The sequence below is a fragment of the Kurthia sp. ISK08 genome, from assembly GCF_046159805.1.
GTDB classification, from domain to species: domain Bacteria; phylum Bacillota; class Bacilli; order Bacillales_A; family Planococcaceae; genus Kurthia; species Kurthia gibsonii.
In genome coordinates this window covers 241,704-261,198 of the sequence record NZ_JBJXHL010000003.1, presented here as the reverse complement: position 1 = coordinate 261,198, position 19,495 = coordinate 241,704, and the positions used below count along the sequence as shown (strand labels likewise).

The window sequence follows — 19,495 nt, the reverse complement described above, 5'->3', positions numbered from 1 at the left end:
ATCATTAAATAAATGTTTGTTCTTTTACATAAGCTGATTCGATTTCATGTAATACTTTTTCTGTCCAGTCATTTGTAGAGAGTGCTTCTACACCTTTTGGCGCCATATCACCTGTAAAGAATCCTTTTTCGTAAACAGCTGCCACTGCGTCTTCAATTGCTTTTGCTTCTTCTAATAAACCAAATGAATATTGTAACATCATCGCTGCCGAAAGAATTGTTGCTGCTGGGTTTGCAATCCCTTTACCAGCAATTTCAGGTGCTGAACCATGTACGGGCTCGTATAAACCGAAGTTATCTGCACGCATACTTGCAGAAGGTAATACACCTAATGAACCTGTAATAACTGATGCTTCGTCACTTAGGATGTCACCAAACATATTCTCTGTCACAATGACATCATATTCTGCAGGTGCTGTAATTAGCTTCATTGCTGTTGAATCAACTAAACTATGCTCTACCTCTACATCTGGATATTGTGATTTTTTCTCATCTACGATATCACGCCATAAACGTGATGTATCAAGTACATTGGCTTTATCAACCGATGTTAGTTTTTTACGACGTAAGCGTGCTAGTGTGAAGGCATTATCGACGATTCGTTCGATTTCTTCTCTTGTATAAGTTAATGAATCAAGTGCTTCGTTCTCTGTACGATGACGTTCTCCAAAATATAAACCGCCTGTTAATTCTCGAACGATTAGAAGATCAACATCTTTCACAATATCTTCTTTTAAAGGAGATGATTTGAGCATCGACGGAATCGCTTGCACAGGTCGTAAATTAGAAAATAAGTCGAAGTGTTTACGGATGCGGAGTAGTCCTTTTTCTGGGCGTAAATCTGCTGGGTTATGATCCCATTTCGGTCCACCAACTGCGCCTAATAAAATAGCGTCGCTTTCTTCACATAGTGAAATCGTATTTTGTGGTAGTGGATCTTGATATTGGTCAATGGCTACACCGCCAATTGCACCATATGCAAAATGAAATTGATGATCATACTTTTGTGCGATTGCACCTAATACTTCAACAGCCGCAGTTACTACTTCTGGGCCAATACCGTCTCCTGGTAACACTGTAATTTTCTTTTCCATTATAATTTCCCCCTTAAATCAAATCGTGCGAAAATAACAAGTATGGAGTGATATGCGGGAAGCATATACTTCCCACACCCCATATTTTATTATTTTGTTACAACTTCTTTGTTTGCTTTTTGTCCAACGAATGGCATCATTTCACGTAATTTAGCGCCTACTTCTTCGATTTGGTGATCGCGTACTGCTTGTTTTTTCACTGAGTACTGTGGACGATCATTTTCGTTTTCAGCAATCCATTCTTTCGCAAATTTACCTGTTTGGATATCTGTTAATACGTCTTTCATTGCTGCTTTAGAAGCTGCTGTTACAACGCGTGGACCTGAAACATACTCGCCCCACTCTGCTGTATCAGAGATTGAGTAGTTCATGTTGTCGATTCCACCTTCGTACATTAAATCAACGATTAATTTTAATTCGTGGAAACATTCGAAGTAAGCGATTTCTGGTTGGTAACCTGCTTCAACTAATGTTTCGAAACCAGCTTTTACTAATTCAACTGCGCCACCGCAAAGTACAGCTTGCTCACCGAATAAGTCTGTTTCTGTTTCTTCTTTGAATGTTGTTTCAAGAACACCTGCGCGAGCTGAACCAATTCCTTTAGCCCAAGCTAGAGCTAAATCTTTCGCTGTACCTGTTGCATCTTGGTAAATACCGATTAATGCTGGTACACCTGCACCGTTTTGGTACGTACGACGAACTAAGTGTCCTGGACCTTTTGGTGCGATTAAGAATACATCTACGTCTGCTGGTGGTACGATTTGTTGATAATGAACGTTGAAACCATGTGCGAATACAAGTGCGTTACCTGCTTCTAAACCGTCTTTGATTTCTGCTTCATATACTTCTTTTTGACGCTCATCTGGAAGTAAGATCATGATTACGTCTGCTTCTTTCGCTGCTTCTGCAACTGTTTTTACAACTAAACCATCATTTTTAGCGCGCTCTGCTGATCCACCTGGGCGAATACCTACGCGTACGTCGAAACCTGATTCTTTAAGGTTTAATGCATGTGCATGGCCTTGTGAACCGTATCCGATTACTGCGATTTTTTTGTCCTTTAAGATTGCCTCGTTGATATCTTGGTTATAATACATTTTTACCATTGTAAATTCCCCCTAATATTGTTTGGTTTATTTTAAAATCGAAATTTGCGGTGCTGGTTTGATTTGAGCATCTCGAACAAATGCTGTAACACCCGTTCTTGTTAGCTCTTTAATACCATATGGTTTAATGAGTTCAATAAATGCGTCAATCTTTTCTGGATCACCGACAATTTGATACGTTACTACATTTTTACCAATGTCGATGATTGATCCTCTGAATGGATCTACAATTGAATTAATCTCCGCACGCAAATTCGGTGGAGCAACAACTTTAACTAATGCAAGCTCACGCATTACGATGGATTTATCTGTAATGTCATTCACTTTTAATACATCAATTTGTTTTGAAACTTGTTTGACAAGTTGTTCAATTTTGCGTTCATCTTCCACATGTACGATGAACGTCATTTTTGAAATACCTTCTTGCTCCGTGTGACCTACTGTAATGCTTTCGATGTTGAATTGGCGCTTCATCAGTAGACCTGTCACACGATTCAATACGCCACTTTGATTAATAACAGTTACTGTAATTACTCGTCTCATCCTTTTTTCACTCCAATCATTTCAGCTAAGCCCTTACCAGGTGCAACCATTGGTGTTACAAGTTCTAGTTGCTTTACGCGTACATCAATTACAGCTGCTTCATCTGAAAGAATCGCTTCTGATAATTGTTCTTCAAGGCGATTCAAGTCATCGATTTGATAACCTTTTACACCATACGCTTCTGCTAGCTTCACGAAATCCGGTTGAACTGGAATCATAGAAGATGAATAGCGTTCGTCATAGAATGTTTCTTGCCACTGACGTACCATACCAAGACATGCGTTATTTAAAATAACGACCTTGACAGGTAAATTGAATTCTTTTAATAATGCAAGCTCTTGAAGCGTCATTTGGAAACCTGCATCACCTACAATTGAAATAACTTTCTTGTTAGGGAAAGCGAATTGTGCTCCGATGGCAGCTGGGAAACCGAATCCCATCGTACCAAGTCCACCGGATGTTACCCATTGATGCTCTTGTTTGAACTTATAGTATTGTGCAGCCCACATTTGATGTTGACCAACGTCTGTTGTCACAATTGCTGAGCCTTTTGTGATGCGATTCACAATTTCCATCGCTTGTTGTGGTAAAATTTCACCTTGTGCTGCTTCTTCGTCATACCATAATGGATATTCAGTCTTGCACTCGGTTAAATATTCATGCCATTTTGATAAGTTTGGTGTTGTAAAATCTTTTGATAATAGTGCGTGTAGCGCTAATTTTGCATCCGCCACAATCGGTACTAATGTCTCAACATTTTTCCCAATCTCAGCTGGATCAATATCGATATGAATGATTTTGGCATTTGGTGCGAATTTCGTTAAGTCACCTGTTAAACGGTCATCAAAACGTGCACCAATGTTTAGAAGTACATCACATTCACTAATCGCCATATTCGCTGCGAATGTACCATGCATACCCGCCATTCCTAAGAACTGATTATGCTCTCCATCAATACAACCTAATCCAAGCAATGTATTCACAATTGGTAAATTATATTTTTCAATAAATTCAGTCAATTCAGCTGATGCATTTGCTGCTAAAACACCTGCACCTGCTAATACTAAAGGCTGTTCTGCTTCTTCCAATAGAGCAATCGCCTTTTTAATTTGTAAGAAGTTCGGTTGTGTGGTCGGCTGATAACCTGGTAAATGAATCGGTGCATCGTCATCAAATTGTTCTGCATCGAATACTGTATTCGCGATATCTTTTGGAATATCCACTAATACCGGTCCTTTACGTCCTGTATTGGCGATATGGAATGCTTCTTTAATAATTCGCGGTAAATCTTGAACATCCTTCACTTGATAATTATGTTTTGTAATCGGTTGTGTAATCCCTACAATATCTGCCTCTTGGAAAGCGTCAGTTCCGACAACTGTCGTAGCAACTTGCCCGGTAAAAACGACAAGAGGTAGTGAATCCATCATCGCATCTGTAATACCTGTTACGAGATTTGTAGCACCTGGTCCAGATGTCGCAATAACAACGCCCGGTTTACCTGTTACACGTGCATAACCTTCAGCCGCGTGAATCGCACCTTGTTCATGTCGTGCTAAAATATGTTTTAATGGGTTACGATATAATGCGTCGTAAAGCGGTAATACTGCACCACCTGGATAACCGAAGATAATTTCAACTTGTTGCTTATGCAGCGCATCAATAAATACATCTGCACCTGTCATTTTGGTTCGAGGTGTGACTTCTTTCGAAACACCCGCATCGATTTGATTTGTTGTTTCAACTTGAGTTTGAGCATTCATTTATAGATCCTCCCTTGTTATTATCACATGTATAAAGAAAAAAGCTTTTTCATCCACGCAAAAGAAAACCTTCACGTAGGGATGAAAAAAGCTTTTCATGGTACCACCCTTTATTCGTAGTAAAATACTACCTCATGAAACTATGCTCCCTATTCACCTAGCGAATAGAGTAGTTTCTTTATTTAACAAGCACAAAAGTATGCGCCCGAGGTTATCTAATAACTAATGTAGCGTTTAATAACCCACTCCGAGGGGATGTCAGTTTTGGCTATACTACCGGCTCACAGCAACCCGGCTCTCTGAAAATATAGATGGTCAAAACCTTTAACCTCATCAACGATTTATATTATTTAATTATTTTGAATTTTTAGAATTTCATAACTCCACCTGTAGAAGCAGATGTGACAAGATGTGAATAACGTGCTAACCAACCTTTTTTAATCTTTGGTTCAAATGTAGGTAAGTTTTGACGACGCTCTTCCATTTCTTCTTCTGATAATTCCACATTCATCGTACGGTTTGGTAAATCAATTGAGATGATATCACCGTTTTGTACAAGTGCTAGTGGACCACCTTCAGCAGCTTCTGGCGAAATATGTCCGATTGAGATACCGCGTGATGCGCCTGAAAAACGTCCGTCTGTAATAAGTGCGACGTCTTTTCCAAGTCCACGACCTTGAATCGCAGATGTTGGAGCTAGCATTTCCGGCATACCTGGACCGCCTTTTGGACCTTCATATCGAATGACGACAACATGTCCTTTTTGAACTGTACCATCATCAATTTTTTCTTGTGCTTCTTCTTGTGAGTTGAACACAATCGCTTCTCCGCGGAATGTTGTAATCGATGGATCAACAGCTCCTACTTTGATTACAGCTCCATTCGGTGCAATGTTACCGAATAAAATCGATAAGCCACCAACTTTACTGTACGGATCGTCTTTTGTGCGAATCACTTGAGTGTTTGTAATGTTAGCATCTTTTACATTGTCGCGCAATGTTTTTCCTGTAACCGTTATACGGTCGGCTGTAATCGCTCCTGGAATCGATACTAATTCGTTAATAATAGCAGAAATACCACCTGCTAAATGGACATCGTGCATGGATACGTCTGAAGCTGGCATAATTTTAGCTAAATAAGGAATTCGCTTCGCTACTTCATTAATATCTTCAATGTTGTAGTCAATTCCTGCTTCATGCGCAATCGCAAGCGTATGTAAAACGGTATTCGTTGAACCGCCCATTGCCATATCTAATGCAAACGCATCATCAATCGCTTCTTTTGTCACAATGTCGCGTGGTTTAATGTCTTTTTTAACCATCTCGACTAAATGAATTGCGGCTTGCTTAATTAGCTCATAACGTTCTTCAGAAGTTGCGACAATCGTTGCATTTCCTGGAACCGTCATGCCTAGCATCTCCATTAATGAGTTCATCGAGTTTGCAGTAAACATACCCGAACACGAACCACATGTTGGACAAGCATTTTCCTCAATATCTAGTAATTGTTCTGCTGACATTTTTCCTGATTTGTATGCGCCAACACCCTCAAATACAGATGTAAGTGACAGTGCTTCACCATCAGCTGATACGCCCGCTTCCATTGGACCGCCTGTAACAAAAATCGACGGTACATTCGTACGAACAGCTGCCATAAGCATACCTGGCGTGATTTTATCGCAGTTTGGAATGTAGAATACACCGTCAAACCAGTGTGCATTAATTACGGTTTCTGCTGAATCTGCAATTAACTCACGACTTGGTAATGAATAACGCATTCCGATATGTCCCATCGCAATTCCATCATCTACACCGATTGTATTGAATTCGAATGGTACACCACCAGCTTCAATAATCGCCTTTTTCACCATCGCACCGAACTCTTGTAAGTGCTTGTGCCCTGGAATGATGTCGATATATGAGTTACATACACCGATAAATGGCTTTTCTAAATCTTTTGTCTTAATACCTGTAGCATAAAGTAAGCTACGGTGTGGCGCTCTGTCCACACCTAATTTAATCATATCACTACGCATGCTGACACCGCCTATTTTTCTTAAGTTGTTAGTTTATACTTTTGTACCGTCTTGCTCGACGATTTTTCGGAACGTCTTGAGTAGGTCGTTTGTGACTTTTCCAGGCTTCCCTGTACCAATGACACGTCCGTCCACTTCAATAACAGCGATAACTTCTGCTGCTGTTCCTGTTAAAAATACTTCGTCAGCCACGTATACATCATGTCGAGTAAAGACTTCTTCCTTCGCCTCATAGCCTTGTTCATGTGCAATTTCGAGAATCGCATTACGTGTAATTCCCTCTAAGGCACCAACATAGCCAGGAGGCGTAATCAGCTCTTTGCCTCGCACAATGAAAATATTATCTGCTGAGCCTTCTGCTACATATCCTTCTGAATTCATCATGAGCGCTTCTGGAACGCCTGCTAAATTCGCTTCAATCTTGACGAGTACATTATTTAAGTAGTTGAGTGACTTTGTTTTTGGACTCAATACATCTGAACGATTGCGACGACTTGATGCCGACACGATTTTAATGCCCGTCTCATATAATTCTTCTTTAAATAGAGCGAGTGGTTCTACAATAACAATGACACTCGCTTTTTTACAATTTGATGGATCAATCCCTAAGTTGCCAACGCCTCTCGTAACAACTAAACGGATATACGCACTTTTCAATTCATTTACGCGAACAGATTCAACAACAATCTCTGTCATTTCTTCAATTGTGTAAGGGATTGTGAGCAGAATCGACTTTGCTGATTCATATAAACGAACTAAATGCTGTTTTAAACGAAAGATATTTCCGTTGTAAACGCGAATGCCTTCAAAAATACCATCTCCATATAGAAGACCATGATCATAGACTGAAATTTTTGCATCTTCTTTTGCAACAAACTCTCCATCTAAAAATATCTTTTGTTCTGTCATTTCGTTCACATCGCTTTCCCTTTGAAAATTTTATTTGGTCGTTTCAAATACGTTTTTTAAATTGTTATTATCATAGTGCGTTTTTCCAGTTACGTCAATGCTATTTTTTAAATTGTTAAACAATTCTAAAAAATGAATCTTTATTGAATACGCTTTCATCCTTATATCTTCTCGAAATTGTCATTATTCCTTAAAAAACAATATTTTTAGAAAACTTTAATAATTCTAAATCAAAAGACAAATAAGACGCATCTACTACGTAAGCTGGAATAATTCTTTGAAATATGGCGTTAAAAAAACACCTTGTGGATCTACTTTTTGTCGTTCTTCTAAAAAGAGTGGAAGTTGTGGATAGGCTTGTTGTAACTGCTCATAATCCAGTTCATTCATCTTACCAAAATGCGGGCGCCCTTTATATTTTTTCATAAGTGTATGCACCCACTTAAAGTAAGGTTCTTCGTCCATACCTTGATACATATGAAATGCAAAATAGGCTGTATCTTGTTCTTGCGTTGGACTAAGAAAGCCACTTTCCCCTTTGGCAACACGAATCTCAATCGGAAAATGAACAGCAAACGGATGCGATTTGAGTACAAAATGTATTTCTTCTAAAACAGCTGTCATTTGTTCAATAGTAACTGCATATTCCATCTCGACGAATCGTACTTGACGTTTAGACGGAAAAATTTCATAACTAAGTCCTCTTTTCCGACCATTTGGAACAGCATTCGCTGCCAGTTCACTAACCCATTTTGTCGCTTTCGGATACCACTTACAAGTCGTAGAGAGCGCTTGAAATAATGTATTTTCGATAAATTGATCGATTTGGTGCTGAATATAGGGTTCGCTTTGATTGGATGGCTCGACTTGTCGCATCGTCTTCAACTGCATTTTCTTTTGTCCAGGAAAGTAGAACCATTCCGCATGACGATGTGCTTGCGTAATTAAATGGGCGTTTTTTAAAGTATCGGCTACATCGACATGGCGTGAAACATATTGCAGTGCATAGAGTGGAACAGCTTGGAATGTCACGTAGACAATCACGCCAAGTAGACCGAGCGAAAGATGGAGGGATTGTGAGAGTGCATCTGAACTGCGCGTCACTTCCTGTAGCTTCCCCTGTCCATCTATAAATCCCCATTTCACTACTTGATTAGAAAGCGAGGTGAGCTTTAAACCTGTACCATGTGTACCTGTTGAGATGGCTCCGGCAATCGTTTGCTCTGCAATGTCGCCCATATTCTCAAGTGCCAAATTATAACGTGCTAAAATCGGCCCTACTTCATGTAAGTAAGTACCACCCCAAAAAGTCGCTTGTTGTGTTACCGCATCTACATCTAATAAACCACGCATATGATGAAGTGATATTAGATGCTGCTCTGGTTTTGCTACCGGACTGAATGAATGTGCCGCGCCAACCGAGCGAATCATCCCCCCTTTTTCATACACCTGTGAAACGAATGTACATATTTCTTCAATCGTCTGTGGTTCATGTGGTGTGCAGCCTTCTTTTTTTACATTCCCTGCCCAGTTTTCAAAACGTCCTTGTCGCATCTTTTTTATAGAAAGCATTGTCCATCCCCCCTGTATGTGTTAAACGCTCCTTTATATTTTTCACTGCGTACGAGGTGAAGTGCTTTAAAATGTTCGCATAGTTCACCAGCCTTTACATGTCGAAAATAAACTGTATCTCCAATTTCATAATGCTCTTTCGTACTCACTTTTAAAGGTGTTTGTACTTCCCCAGCCCCTTCAGTTGGATAATAAGTGAGACCTGCACTTAAAATTGTCGGCTCTCTTTGTTCTGAAATACCTGAAGCGATATACCCCCCACCATGACAAACAATCGTATCTGATGTTGGCTTTCGCGTAACACGTAATGCGAAACCAGCAGCTGATTCCAGCTTTACTGATTTATGAAAATCAAAAATAGACGGTGCATAGAATCCAGAACCAATTGTTACTTCCGTTACTTCTTTACTATTCGCTGTGAACGCCAAACTGCCTGTGCCACCACCATTCACAAATTGTAAATCTCCTACTTTTTGCTTTACGAGCGCTACCATTTGTTTCCTTAACTTCGTTACCTTCTCTTTTGTTTGTTGCTGTAATTGTTGGATTATTAAGCCTTTCGCTTTATTTTTCGGCTGATTTTGAACACCAGCTAATTGCGCTTCGTACCCCATAACCCCAACAATTTCAAGTGAGGACATCGCTTGAAGTTGATCGATTAATAACGAAGCATCATCAATTGTCGTAATCGATGAACGACGCGTGCCAAAATAAACAATAGGTGTTTTAATCGATAGATTTAAATCAATACACACATTCACTTTGACTTCTTGCTCTTTTGCAATTTGGTGGAGCCAGCCTGCTTGCGCAAGTGCGTCAATCATAAAGGTGATATCCTTCCCTTTTTTAATCCATTTACATAAATTTCGAACAGATTCTGTTTCATAAACAGGATAGCCAATTAAAAAATGATTGAGTCCCTGTTGTGCTAAATAGTCTGTTTCTGCTGCTGAATATGTCATATAACCACACATATACGGTACATGTTCTTCTAAATAACGAAGTACTTCCACTGACCGTACACTTTTAGTCGCAATACGGACGCGCTTGTCTTTTGTTTGGAGAGAGAGGGTTGTAATATTTGCATCAAGTGCGTCTAAATCAAGCCACGCAAATGGGCGCTCAAGTGTTTCAAAAGCTCTTTTATATTTCTTCAATGTAAAAAACACCTCCATTTCATTAAATACCCATTTAAGACAAAAAAATACTCCTTTATTTGAGAATCAAACGAATTCGTTCAGATTTCAAATAAAGGAGTAAGTTATGTGTATGTTCATATTATACATCAATGAAATTCATAGAAATCAATCGCAAAGTTGAGAATCACTAATGTATTGATTGCTAAGAAAAGTAAAGCCTGACGATTTAATTTTTTTGTTTCTAAAAATTCCATTGTAAAAACCTCCCTTGTTTTTGAATTGTTTTTATTATAAATGCTGAAAAATAAAAAGTAAAACATTTTGTCTATTTTGTGACAACTTTTTTTCAACCTTTTGTCTTCGTTCGTCTGCTCCCTTATAATGGTTGAAAAGGAGTGGATTAATTTTATGAAAAAAGCATTACTTGTTATTGATTACACACGTGACTTTGTCGCGACAGATGGCGCCTTAACGTGTGGTATTCCTGGTCAATTGATTGAACATCGTATTTCGAGCCTGATTCAAACTTTTCATACGCAAGGAGAATGTATTTTTTTCTTGAATGATTTACATCAAAAACAGGATCCACATCATCCAGAATCTTCTCTATTCCCACCACATAATATAGAAGGAACAGATGGACAACTCTTGTATGGCTCCATTCAAACAATTTACGAAAAAATAAAAAGTCAACCGAATGTTTTTTCGATTGATAAAACGCGTTATAGTGCTTTTGCAGGTACTCCACTTGCTCTTTTATTAAATGAAAGAGGTATTCGCGAACTAACGCTTGTTGGAGTTTGCACGGATATTTGCATTTTGCATACGGCAGTCGATGCTTATAATCTCGGCTACGATTGCACTATTTATACAGATGGTGTCGCAAGTTTTAATAAGACAGGACATGAATGGGCATTGCAACATTTTAAATCGAGTCTTGGTTTTACGATTAAAAACGATTAATTTTAAAATAAAAAATACAGAAGATGACATGAAAACTTATGTCGTCTCCTGTATTTATTTTAATTGATGATTTGTATTATTGTTGTGTGCATGATACCACTGTTGAATAATTTGGTCGTGCAGTTGTTTTGGTCTCTCTAAATAAAACCAATAAAATGCATATACTTTTTGAAGATTATGTCGTCCCATTCGTTGTTTCAATATTTTATAACATTGCTTTTTAGGGACAATGGTTGTTGTTTTCATACCGCCGACATTTGAAAATTGAACGGATTCAATTTCGTTCCAGTAAATACGATGACCATCACCATCCACTGTAATCCATTCATCATTATAATGAATTGGTTGCTTTTTCAATCGCTGATACCATAAAAACAATCCAAAATAAATAAACAACCCAGCTAACCCACATTCAATTAAGAAAAGGGGCATCTTTTCAAAAAACACATGAAATCCAACAATAAAAAAGAGTGCTATCATGAATAAACCAGCAGCTATACAGGCTATAATCGGTACCCATGAAATTCGATGCACGCTATGTTTGAAGCTCATACTTTCCATCTCTCTCCATATCTACTTTGTCGCAACAAAAAAAGGAACAACGAAATGTAGCTCCTTTTTTTGATTCTATACTTGTTGATTCTTAGAAGTCTAACGGTAGATGAACCGCTTTACGCGAATCCATCGTTGTTAAAAAGTTTACGATTGGGCGTAATTGTTGTTTTAATACATACCAACCGTCTTCATACATCTTTTGTGAAGCAGCTTCCATATCAATTTGACCTTCCATGTCAATTGTGAAATAACCACTAATCGTTGCTTCGATATGACGACGGAATTGTAAATCGATTAAATCAATTTGACCAATAATTTGTGCGCCTTCTAAGTCTTCTGAGAAACCCACTTTAACGTCTTTTACAAGATGATACTCATCATCATCGTCAACATCCACTTGTTTTGCTTCTAATAACTCAAGTAATTCTTTTTCTTCTAATAAATCGAATTTAATATTGAATATATCAAAGTCGTGAAATTCTACTATTCTCAAGAACCTTCACCCTTCCGCCTGTGATTAATCTTATTATACCAAAAAACACCGTTCTACTAAATAAAAACCATTAATGGCGAACTTTATTTTTTTGTAACATTGTCGCTAGTAGAAAAGCGATTACCGCAAAGACAGCTGCACCGATATAAACCACTTGTACACCGCTCGTAATAATATGAAGTAAGTCATTCATTTCAGCTTTTGTAAATAATTGATGATCGAACGAGCCATTCAATTGAATCTCACCTTTATCTAAATCGCGTAAAGGTTGGCTTGTCATGATGTTAAATAACACACCGAAAAAGGCTGCGCCAAGCGATTGACTAAAGGTATTCGTAAATGAATTTAAACCAATTGAAATGCCTACTTCATCTGGTTTTGCTGCTGCTTGAACCGTTAAAATAATGAGTGGCGCAATTAACCCCATTCCTGCACCGAGTACTGCTGTACTTATACCCACATATACGTACGATGAATCAGTTGTTAAAAAGGCTAACATTGTTGTACCTATGACAAGTAACAGTGTACCGGCTTGAATAATCACTTTATTTGGGAAACGTCCGACTAATGTACCAACTAATACAGAGCTAACTGTCCACATGACGGTAAGCGGCGCAATAAGTAAACCTGCTTGTGTAGCGCTATTGCCTAAAATGGATTGACCATAGATTGGAATGTAGACAGAAACACTAATGACAATCGACATCATCATAAATGTTAGCCCATTTACAGTCATTAAACGACGGTTTTTAAAAAGTGTTAATGGAATAATCGGTTCTTTTGCGCGTAACTCGACACGAATGAATAGGAATAGTCCAATCAGTGAAATAGAATAATACGCAATTTGTTCGTTTGAACCCCAAATACCTGTGTTACTTCCTTTAATAATGGATAGTAAGAAGGTGACAACAGTAATTGAAAAGATAACTGCTCCTAAGTAGTCAATATGGTGTTTCTTTTTATGCACTTTTTCATCATAGTAACGTGCAATTAAGAATAATGCACTTAAACCGAATGGGACATTTAATAGGAAGATATAGTGCCAAGATAGTTGATCAACTAAATAGCCACCTAATAATGGACCTATAACACCTGCGACACCCCAAATCATCGAAATATATCCTTGACCTTTTGCTCGTGCTTTTTCTGTTGGGAATAGTTCACCAACAATTGTTAATGTAATCGGAAGAATTGAACCTGCACCAATCCCTTGAATTGCTCGGAAAATAATGAGTTGTACCATCGATTGTGATACTCCTGCTAGTAAGGAACCTGTAACGAAGATACCAATCCCGATAATAATCATCTTTTTACGTCCAAAAATATCGGCTAATTTACCGAATAGAATCGTGGCAATGGCAGATGCTAATAAGTAAGCTGAATAAATCCAACTAATCAGCTCAACACCTGATAAATCTGCTGTGATACTCGGGATTGCAGTTGCAACAATCGTTCCTTCAATCGCTGCGAGTGCTGTAGCGAGTAATACTGCTAAAAATACTTTATTCATTTTTTAAATCCTTTCATGTTCCAGCTTATATACAAATATATATTATAGCACGATATTTTCTATTTTTAATACAAATTCCGTTCAAAAATCCCTATTTTTGTTAGGTTATCTATTTTATTTTTAATTTTTTCTTGAATACAATCGTACAGTTACGGTATCGTTAAGAAGATTATTTTATAAAAGGTGGTTTTATCCTATGTGGAACGAATTTAAACAGTTTGCCTTCAAAGGTAACGTAATCGATTTAGCAATCGGGGTTGTCATTGGGGGTGCTTTCGGTAAAATTGTTAGTTCGCTTGTAAACAATATTATTATGCCCTTACTCGCTAAGATTTTGGGTTCAGAAAAACAATTTGAAGACTTAACTGCTTTTGGCATTCAATACGGTGCATTTATACAAAGTGTATTTGACTTCTTTATTATCGCTGCTGCAATCTTCTTCTTTGTGCGTACGTTAAATAAACTACAATTTGCTAAAAAGAAGGAAGAAGAAGTCGAAGAAGCTCCAAAAGAAACAACAGATGATGTATTAAAGGAAATTCGCGACTTACTACGCGCACAAGCTGAAAAAGATAAGACTGAATAAAATAAACAGGCTAGAGTTTGACGTTTTTTATACGTAAACCCTAGCCTGTTTTTTTCTTCTATTATATATTGGAACTATTTCGCTAATGTTAAAAGCATTTCTCGAATTGTTTTACATGCGACTGCTGTTGAACCACCCGAAACGTCATATTGTGGTGATAACTCCACGACATCTGCTGCCACAATGTGATTGAGTGATTGGAATGATTGAATCGCTTCCATTAATTCACGATATGTCCAGCCACCCGGTTCTGGTGTACCTGTTCCAGGAAAGATACTTGGATCTAATACATCTAAATCAATTGTAATATAAACAGGTACATCACATAACTTTTCAATTGTTTTTTGTAGTGTTGTAGCTGTGAAAGGTTCTAAATGTGTATGTTCTTTCGCCCAGTCAAACTCCTCTTTTGTACCAGAACGAATGCCAAATTGGAAGATTCGTCCATCACCTAAAAAATCATGACAGCGACGAATCACTGTCGCATGTGATAATTCTTCACCCAAAAATTCTTGGCGTAAATCTGTATGTGCATCCAAATGAATCACATGTAAATTCGGATATTTTTCATAGGCTGCTTGAATCGTTGGTAAACTAACTAAATGTTCGCCACCAACCATCATAAACTTTTTACCATCTGCTACTACTTGACGCGTATAGTCTAAAATCTCTTGCATCGCTTTTTCTGTATTACCAAATGGAAGTTCTACTTCACCACCATCAAATACACGCGTATCTTCTAAATCACGCTGTAAATAAGGAGAATATGTTTCTAAACCATATGAATCGGGACGAATCGCTTGCATCGCAAATCGTGTACCCGGACGGAAGCTTGTTGTACCATCAAAAGGAATACCGAATAACACGATATCAGCTTCATCGTATGCAGCTTCACATGCAATAAAAGTACTAATATTTTTATTCTTCACGTGCTAACTTCTCCTTCACAAATGTTGGCAGCATGAATGCTCCTACATGTAAATCTGTATTGTAATATTTTGTGTGTAAACCGAAATTTGACCATGCTTCTACTTGTACATCTTGAATTGGATCAAATTTTTTCGAAGCGAATCCGAATAACCAATGTCCTGATGGATACGTCGGCATATGGAATTGATATACTTTTGCAATGTCAAAAATCTTCTTAATTTTCGTATGTGCTTTGCGCATATTCTCTGCGTATTCCGCAAAATATGGTGACTCATGTTGATTAATTAGAATACCTTCTGCTGAAAGAACGCGGTGACATTCTTGGTAGAAAGCAGTTGTGAATAGCCCTTCCCCTACTGAAATCGGGTCTGTTGAGTCCACTAAAATTAAATCAAAAGATGCGTCAGGTGCGTTTTGAACATATGCTAAACCATCGTCAAAAATCATTTCCATACGTGAATCTTCTTCTACACCAGCTGCTGTAATCGGTAAATATTTTTGGCTTAGTCGGAAAACAAGCTCATCAATTTCTACCATTACGACTTTTTCAACGGATTTATAGCGTAGTACTTCACGTGCTGTACCGCCATCGCCTCCACCAATAATTAATACTTTTTTGATATTCGGATTTGTCGCAAAAGCGGGATGTGTAATCATATCATGATAGACAAATTCGTCTTTTTCGTTGACCATCATTAAGCCATCAAGTGTAAAGAATGTACCAAATTCTTCGCCTTTATAAAAATCAATTTGTTGGAATGGAGAGGCTTCACTATGCAGCTTTTCTTCGTAAGCGATTGAAAATTGGCAATCTTCGCTCCATTGTTCTGTATAGTACTTCTTCATTATACTGTCGCCTCCACATACTGCTCTTGTTTCACTGTAATCTCTGCAATCTCTTGTTGGGCGAACTGACGAATTTTATCCGCCATACCACGCGGTACTTCGAATGATTCTGTCTTTTTCGCTTGCAGCTTTTGCTCTAAATATTCTGCTGCTTTCCAAGGGCTAACAGAGTCACCACATGTGTAAACATCCACTGATGCAAAACCATATTCTGGCCACGTATGGATTGTTAAGTGCGATTCTGCAATGATCACAGCACCTGATACACCATATGGATTAAAGTGGTGGAAACAAGATTCTACGATTGTAGCGCCTGAGTAGTCGGCTGCTTCATTCATAAATTGCTCAATTAATTTATTTTGCTCGATAATTTCTGCTGGACAACCATAAAATTCGATTAATACATGTCTACCTAATGTTGATAATTCAATACTCATTGATCCTCATCCTTTACGACCGTTATTTTTTCCGGAAATTCATTTTCTGACAGAATATTGCCAATTTTCCGATTATAATAGTTATATAATGTCACGACTTTTTGTGTAATTTTTTCTCCTGGAATAATTAAAGGGATACCTGGTGGATAAATCATAATCGTCTCTGCACTCGTGCGACCAATTGATTGCTCAATCGGTATAATCTCCTGTGCTGCATAATTTGCCTGTTGCGGTGTCATAATGATGGGATTAATCTCATCATTCACAACCATTTCGAGTTGAAGCGACTGCGTTTTTGCATAGCGCATCTCCAAATCTTGTAAGGCATAAACTAGGCGATTAAGCGACTCCGCCGTATCAGCGTACGTGATGACGAACATCACGACATATCCTTCTGCTAATTCCGCTTGAATACCATATTCTTTTTTCAGTAGGCTATACACTTCAAAACCTGTTAATCCTAAATCATTTACACGAACAACTAATTTCGTCCAATCATATGCTTGTCCAAACTGCTTGTGCATATAAGACTCCTTTAAAACTTCATAATGAGTCATAGCATCAATTCGTTGGATTGCTGTCATGAAGAGTGGCTTCAATTTTTCAAGCTGCTCCGCTCCGTAAAGCGCAAAATCACGTCTTGCTACATCAAGTGAGCTCATTAATAAATAACTTGCACTTGTTGTTTGTAGCATATTCAATACTTTTTGCACCTTTCCCTGTGAAAGGCGTGTTGTATTTTGTAATAAAATTGAACTTTGTGTCAAACTCCCACCTGTTTTATGCATGCTAATTGTGGCTAAATCTGCACCAGCTTGCATCGCATCAACTTGTTGAATTGCTGAAAGATGCGCCCCGTGTGCACTGTCAACAAGAACGAGCATGCCTCTTTCATGCGCCCATGTGCAAATTGCTTCGAGTTCATTCATCGCACCGAAGTATGTTGGATACGTAATCAGTAAGACTTTTGCTTCTGGATGTTCATCCAGCGCTTTTTTTACTTGTTCCAATGTAATATTATGTGCGATACCAAAATGTTGATCGACAGTTGGCTGTATAAAGACGGGCATTGCCCCGCTTAGCATAATGCCATTCATCACAGATTTATGGCAATTACGTGGTACGAGTATTGCATCATCCGGTTTACAAGTTGCTAAAATCATCGCTAAAATCCCGACAGTTGTACCATTTACTAAAAAGTATGCTGTATCTGCATGAAAAGCTTCAGCTGCTAGTTGTTGCGCCTCTTTAATCACTGATACAGGATGGCTTAATAAATCGAGTTCTTGCATCGAGTTTGCATCCATCTTTAGTGTCATCTCACCTAATGTCGCTGTCATCGGGTGTAATACACCTCGTTTATGACCTGGCACATCAAATGGCGTGACATCACTTTTCGCATAATTGACAAGCGCATCATACAGTGGTGTTTGGGCTTGAGCCTGTGCGAAACGTGTTTGTTCCGCACTTGCTACAACAACCATTATTGCTCCGCAGCAACTGCTAAAAGTTGCTGTAAGGCATCAACTTTATTTAATCGCTCCCATGGTAAATCAAGTTCTTGACGACCAAAATGTCCATAAGCTGCAACTTGATTGTATTGTGGTTTGCGTAAATCAAGCATGTCGATAATGCCATTCGGTGTTAAGTCGAATGTTTGACGAATCGCGTGAATGATCTCTTGTTGTGCTACACGTTCTGTTCCAAATGTCTCGACTGCAATACTGATCGGTTCACTTACACCAATTGCATACGATAACTGAATTTCACAGCGTTCTGCTAATTCAGCTGCTACGATATTTTTAGCGACATAACGTGCTGCATATGCTGCTGAGCGGTCTACTTTTGTACAGTCTTTTCCTGAAAAAGCACCGCCACCGTGACGCGCTGCACCGCCATATGTATCGACGATAATTTTACGACCTGTCAGTCCAGCATCTCCATGTGGACCACCTACAACAAAGCGACCTGTTGGATTAATTAAAATACGGAAGTTCATGTTCATATTGAATTTTGCTGCTACACAACCAATGATTTGCTCTTTAACATAGTTTTTAAACGCTTGTTCATCATATTCTTCGTCGTGTTGAATTGACATTAATACGGTATCCACTTGAGGATGCTCGCGGTTTGAATAATCAATTGTTACTTGTGACTTCATATCAGGACGAGCCCATTTGAAGTCGCCATTTTTACGTAACATCGAAGCACGTTTTACTAATTCATGTGCCATTTCAATGGCAAGTGGCATATAGTTCTCTGTTTCAGAAGTCGCATAACCAAACATAATACCTTGGTCTCCTGCGCCAACATCTTGTGTATCGCTTGAGGCATCTACGCCCATCGCAATATCAGGTGATTGTGTGTGCACTAGCACTTGAACATCACATGTATGTCCATCAATGCCCCATGCATCATCTGTGTAACCAATGTTCACCAATGTATCACGCGCAATTTTTTCATAATCAAGTACAGCTGTTGTCGTAATTTCTCCGCCAACAATGACCGTATTCGTCGTAGTGAAAACTTCACATGCTACACGTGCAAACGGATCCTCTCTTAGTGCTGCATCAAGTACAGCGTCTGAAATTTGATCGGCAATCTTGTCTGGATGTCCCTCTGAAACGGACTCTGATGTAAATAATACTTTTTCCAATTTCTTGTTAATTCTCCTAACTTTTGCAAATTTAGGCACAAAAAAAGCTCACCCAATGTTAAGGAAAGCTTCGAAAAGTATCATCTGCTGTTCCTCTTATTGTTCACAAATGTCCATTTGTGCTCAGGTTCGGCCCACAGGATTTTACCCTGCATGAATAAAATTGTTTGGCCACCGTATCTTTGACCCCTCGTCTCAACGGTTATTAATAAGAGCTATATTCTTTATGCTGAGTTCAATACTAAAAGAATTATTTTTACAAGTCAATAAAAAATCCAAAAAGTTTTTTGATATGCTTTTTCGCATGTATGCATTCCTTTCGTCCATTATATGTATAAATATTCATTTTAAACATTTTT

The 19,495-nt window shown here is 38.4% G+C and carries 18 protein-coding genes; 2 read left to right on the top strand and 16 right to left on the bottom strand.

Annotated elements, in window-relative coordinates; genetic code table 11:
* Positions 1–4: 4 nt before the first annotated feature.
* The 8 genes from leuB to ACKVQX_RS07870 all read right to left on the bottom strand — a co-directional run bounded on the left by leuB (position 5) and on the right by ACKVQX_RS07870 (position 10,178).
* On the bottom strand, positions 5–1,093 hold the full coding sequence (leuB, locus tag ACKVQX_RS07905; RefSeq protein ID WP_409136177.1) for a 3-isopropylmalate dehydrogenase: 1,089 nt from the start codon (positions 1,091–1,093) through the stop codon (positions 5–7).
* An 89-nt stretch (positions 1,094–1,182) separates the two neighbouring features.
* Complete coding sequence (gene ilvC, locus ACKVQX_RS07900; protein ID WP_068453603.1) at positions 1,183–2,199, bottom strand: ketol-acid reductoisomerase; 1,017 nt, start codon at positions 2,197–2,199, stop codon at positions 1,183–1,185.
* 27 nt (positions 2,200–2,226) lie between these two features.
* A complete protein-coding gene (gene ilvN / locus ACKVQX_RS07895) occupies positions 2,227–2,742 on the bottom strand; it encodes an acetolactate synthase small subunit (protein ID WP_068453605.1) in 516 nt (171 codons plus the stop codon).
* A complete protein-coding gene (ilvB, locus tag ACKVQX_RS07890; RefSeq protein WP_338839081.1) occupies positions 2,739–4,427 on the bottom strand; it encodes a biosynthetic-type acetolactate synthase large subunit in 1,689 nt (562 codons plus the stop codon). The genes ilvN and ilvB overlap by 4 nt, the downstream gene beginning before the upstream one ends.
* Positions 4,428–4,872: 445 nt before the next feature.
* Complete coding sequence (gene ilvD, locus ACKVQX_RS07885) at positions 4,873–6,540, bottom strand: dihydroxy-acid dehydratase (protein ID WP_068453609.1); 1,668 nt, start codon at positions 6,538–6,540, stop codon at positions 4,873–4,875.
* A gap of 33 nt (positions 6,541–6,573) precedes the next feature.
* A complete protein-coding gene (gene ilvE, locus ACKVQX_RS07880; protein ID WP_285216421.1) occupies positions 6,574–7,449 on the bottom strand; it encodes a branched-chain-amino-acid transaminase in 876 nt (291 codons plus the stop codon).
* 255 nt (positions 7,450–7,704) lie between these two features.
* Positions 7,705–9,021, bottom strand: a complete 1,317-nt coding sequence (locus tag ACKVQX_RS07875; protein ID WP_409136176.1) for a D-arabinono-1,4-lactone oxidase — start codon at positions 9,019–9,021, stop codon at positions 7,705–7,707.
* Positions 9,009–10,178 (bottom strand): alanine racemase, encoded by a 1,170-nt coding sequence (locus tag ACKVQX_RS07870; protein ID WP_409136175.1) that lies wholly within the window; start codon positions 10,176–10,178, stop codon positions 9,009–9,011. The genes ACKVQX_RS07875 and ACKVQX_RS07870 overlap by 13 nt, the downstream gene beginning before the upstream one ends.
* 390 nt (positions 10,179–10,568) lie before the next feature.
* Between ACKVQX_RS07870 and ACKVQX_RS07865 the strand changes: the two genes are divergently transcribed.
* Positions 10,569–11,123 carry a cysteine hydrolase family protein gene (locus ACKVQX_RS07865; protein WP_409136174.1) on the top strand — a complete coding sequence of 185 codons (555 nt, stop codon included), beginning with the start codon at positions 10,569–10,571 and terminating at the stop codon, positions 11,121–11,123.
* Between the two features lie 54 nt (positions 11,124–11,177).
* Here ACKVQX_RS07865 and ACKVQX_RS07860 read toward each other — a convergent pair whose 3' ends face one another.
* The 3 genes from ACKVQX_RS07860 to ACKVQX_RS07850 form a co-directional block, all read right to left on the bottom strand.
* The gene (locus ACKVQX_RS07860) at positions 11,178–11,675 is read right to left on the bottom strand and encodes a hypothetical protein (protein WP_087680637.1); all 498 of its coding nucleotides are present in this window, start codon (positions 11,673–11,675) and stop codon (positions 11,178–11,180) included.
* Between the two features lie 91 nt (positions 11,676–11,766).
* Positions 11,767–12,171, bottom strand: a complete 405-nt coding sequence (locus ACKVQX_RS07855; protein ID WP_068453618.1) for a hypothetical protein — start codon at positions 12,169–12,171, stop codon at positions 11,767–11,769.
* A gap of 70 nt (positions 12,172–12,241) precedes the next feature.
* Complete coding sequence (locus tag ACKVQX_RS07850; protein ID WP_409136173.1) at positions 12,242–13,681, bottom strand: DHA2 family efflux MFS transporter permease subunit; 1,440 nt, start codon at positions 13,679–13,681, stop codon at positions 12,242–12,244.
* A 196-nt stretch (positions 13,682–13,877) separates the two neighbouring features.
* Between ACKVQX_RS07850 and mscL the strand changes: the two genes are divergently transcribed.
* Entirely contained in the window at positions 13,878–14,267 is a 390-nt protein-coding gene (gene mscL, locus ACKVQX_RS07845) for a large conductance mechanosensitive channel protein MscL (RefSeq protein WP_068453620.1), read from the top strand.
* A gap of 74 nt (positions 14,268–14,341) precedes the next feature.
* Here mscL and speB read toward each other — a convergent pair whose 3' ends face one another.
* The 5 genes from speB to metK are packed head-to-tail and all read right to left on the bottom strand — an operon-like array spanning position 14,342 to position 19,136.
* Positions 14,342–15,196, bottom strand: a complete 855-nt coding sequence (gene speB, locus ACKVQX_RS07840; RefSeq protein WP_087680634.1) for an agmatinase — start codon at positions 15,194–15,196, stop codon at positions 14,342–14,344.
* On the bottom strand, positions 15,186–16,043 hold the full coding sequence (gene speE / locus ACKVQX_RS07835) for a polyamine aminopropyltransferase (RefSeq protein WP_087680633.1): 858 nt from the start codon (positions 16,041–16,043) through the stop codon (positions 15,186–15,188). The genes speB and speE overlap by 11 nt, the downstream gene beginning before the upstream one ends.
* Positions 16,043–16,480: an adenosylmethionine decarboxylase gene (speD, locus tag ACKVQX_RS07830; protein WP_087680631.1), complete on the bottom strand. Its 438-nt coding sequence runs from the start codon at positions 16,478–16,480 to the stop codon at positions 16,043–16,045. The genes speE and speD overlap by 1 nt, the downstream gene beginning before the upstream one ends.
* Positions 16,477–17,964, bottom strand: a complete 1,488-nt coding sequence (locus tag ACKVQX_RS07825) for an aminotransferase class I/II-fold pyridoxal phosphate-dependent enzyme (RefSeq protein ID WP_409136172.1) — start codon at positions 17,962–17,964, stop codon at positions 16,477–16,479. Before ACKVQX_RS07825 ends, speD begins: the two co-directional genes overlap by 4 nt.
* Positions 17,964–19,136: a methionine adenosyltransferase gene (gene metK / locus ACKVQX_RS07820; protein WP_231726941.1), complete on the bottom strand. Its 1,173-nt coding sequence runs from the start codon at positions 19,134–19,136 to the stop codon at positions 17,964–17,966. Before metK ends, ACKVQX_RS07825 begins: the two co-directional genes overlap by 1 nt.
* Positions 19,137–19,495: the final 359 nt, after the last annotated feature.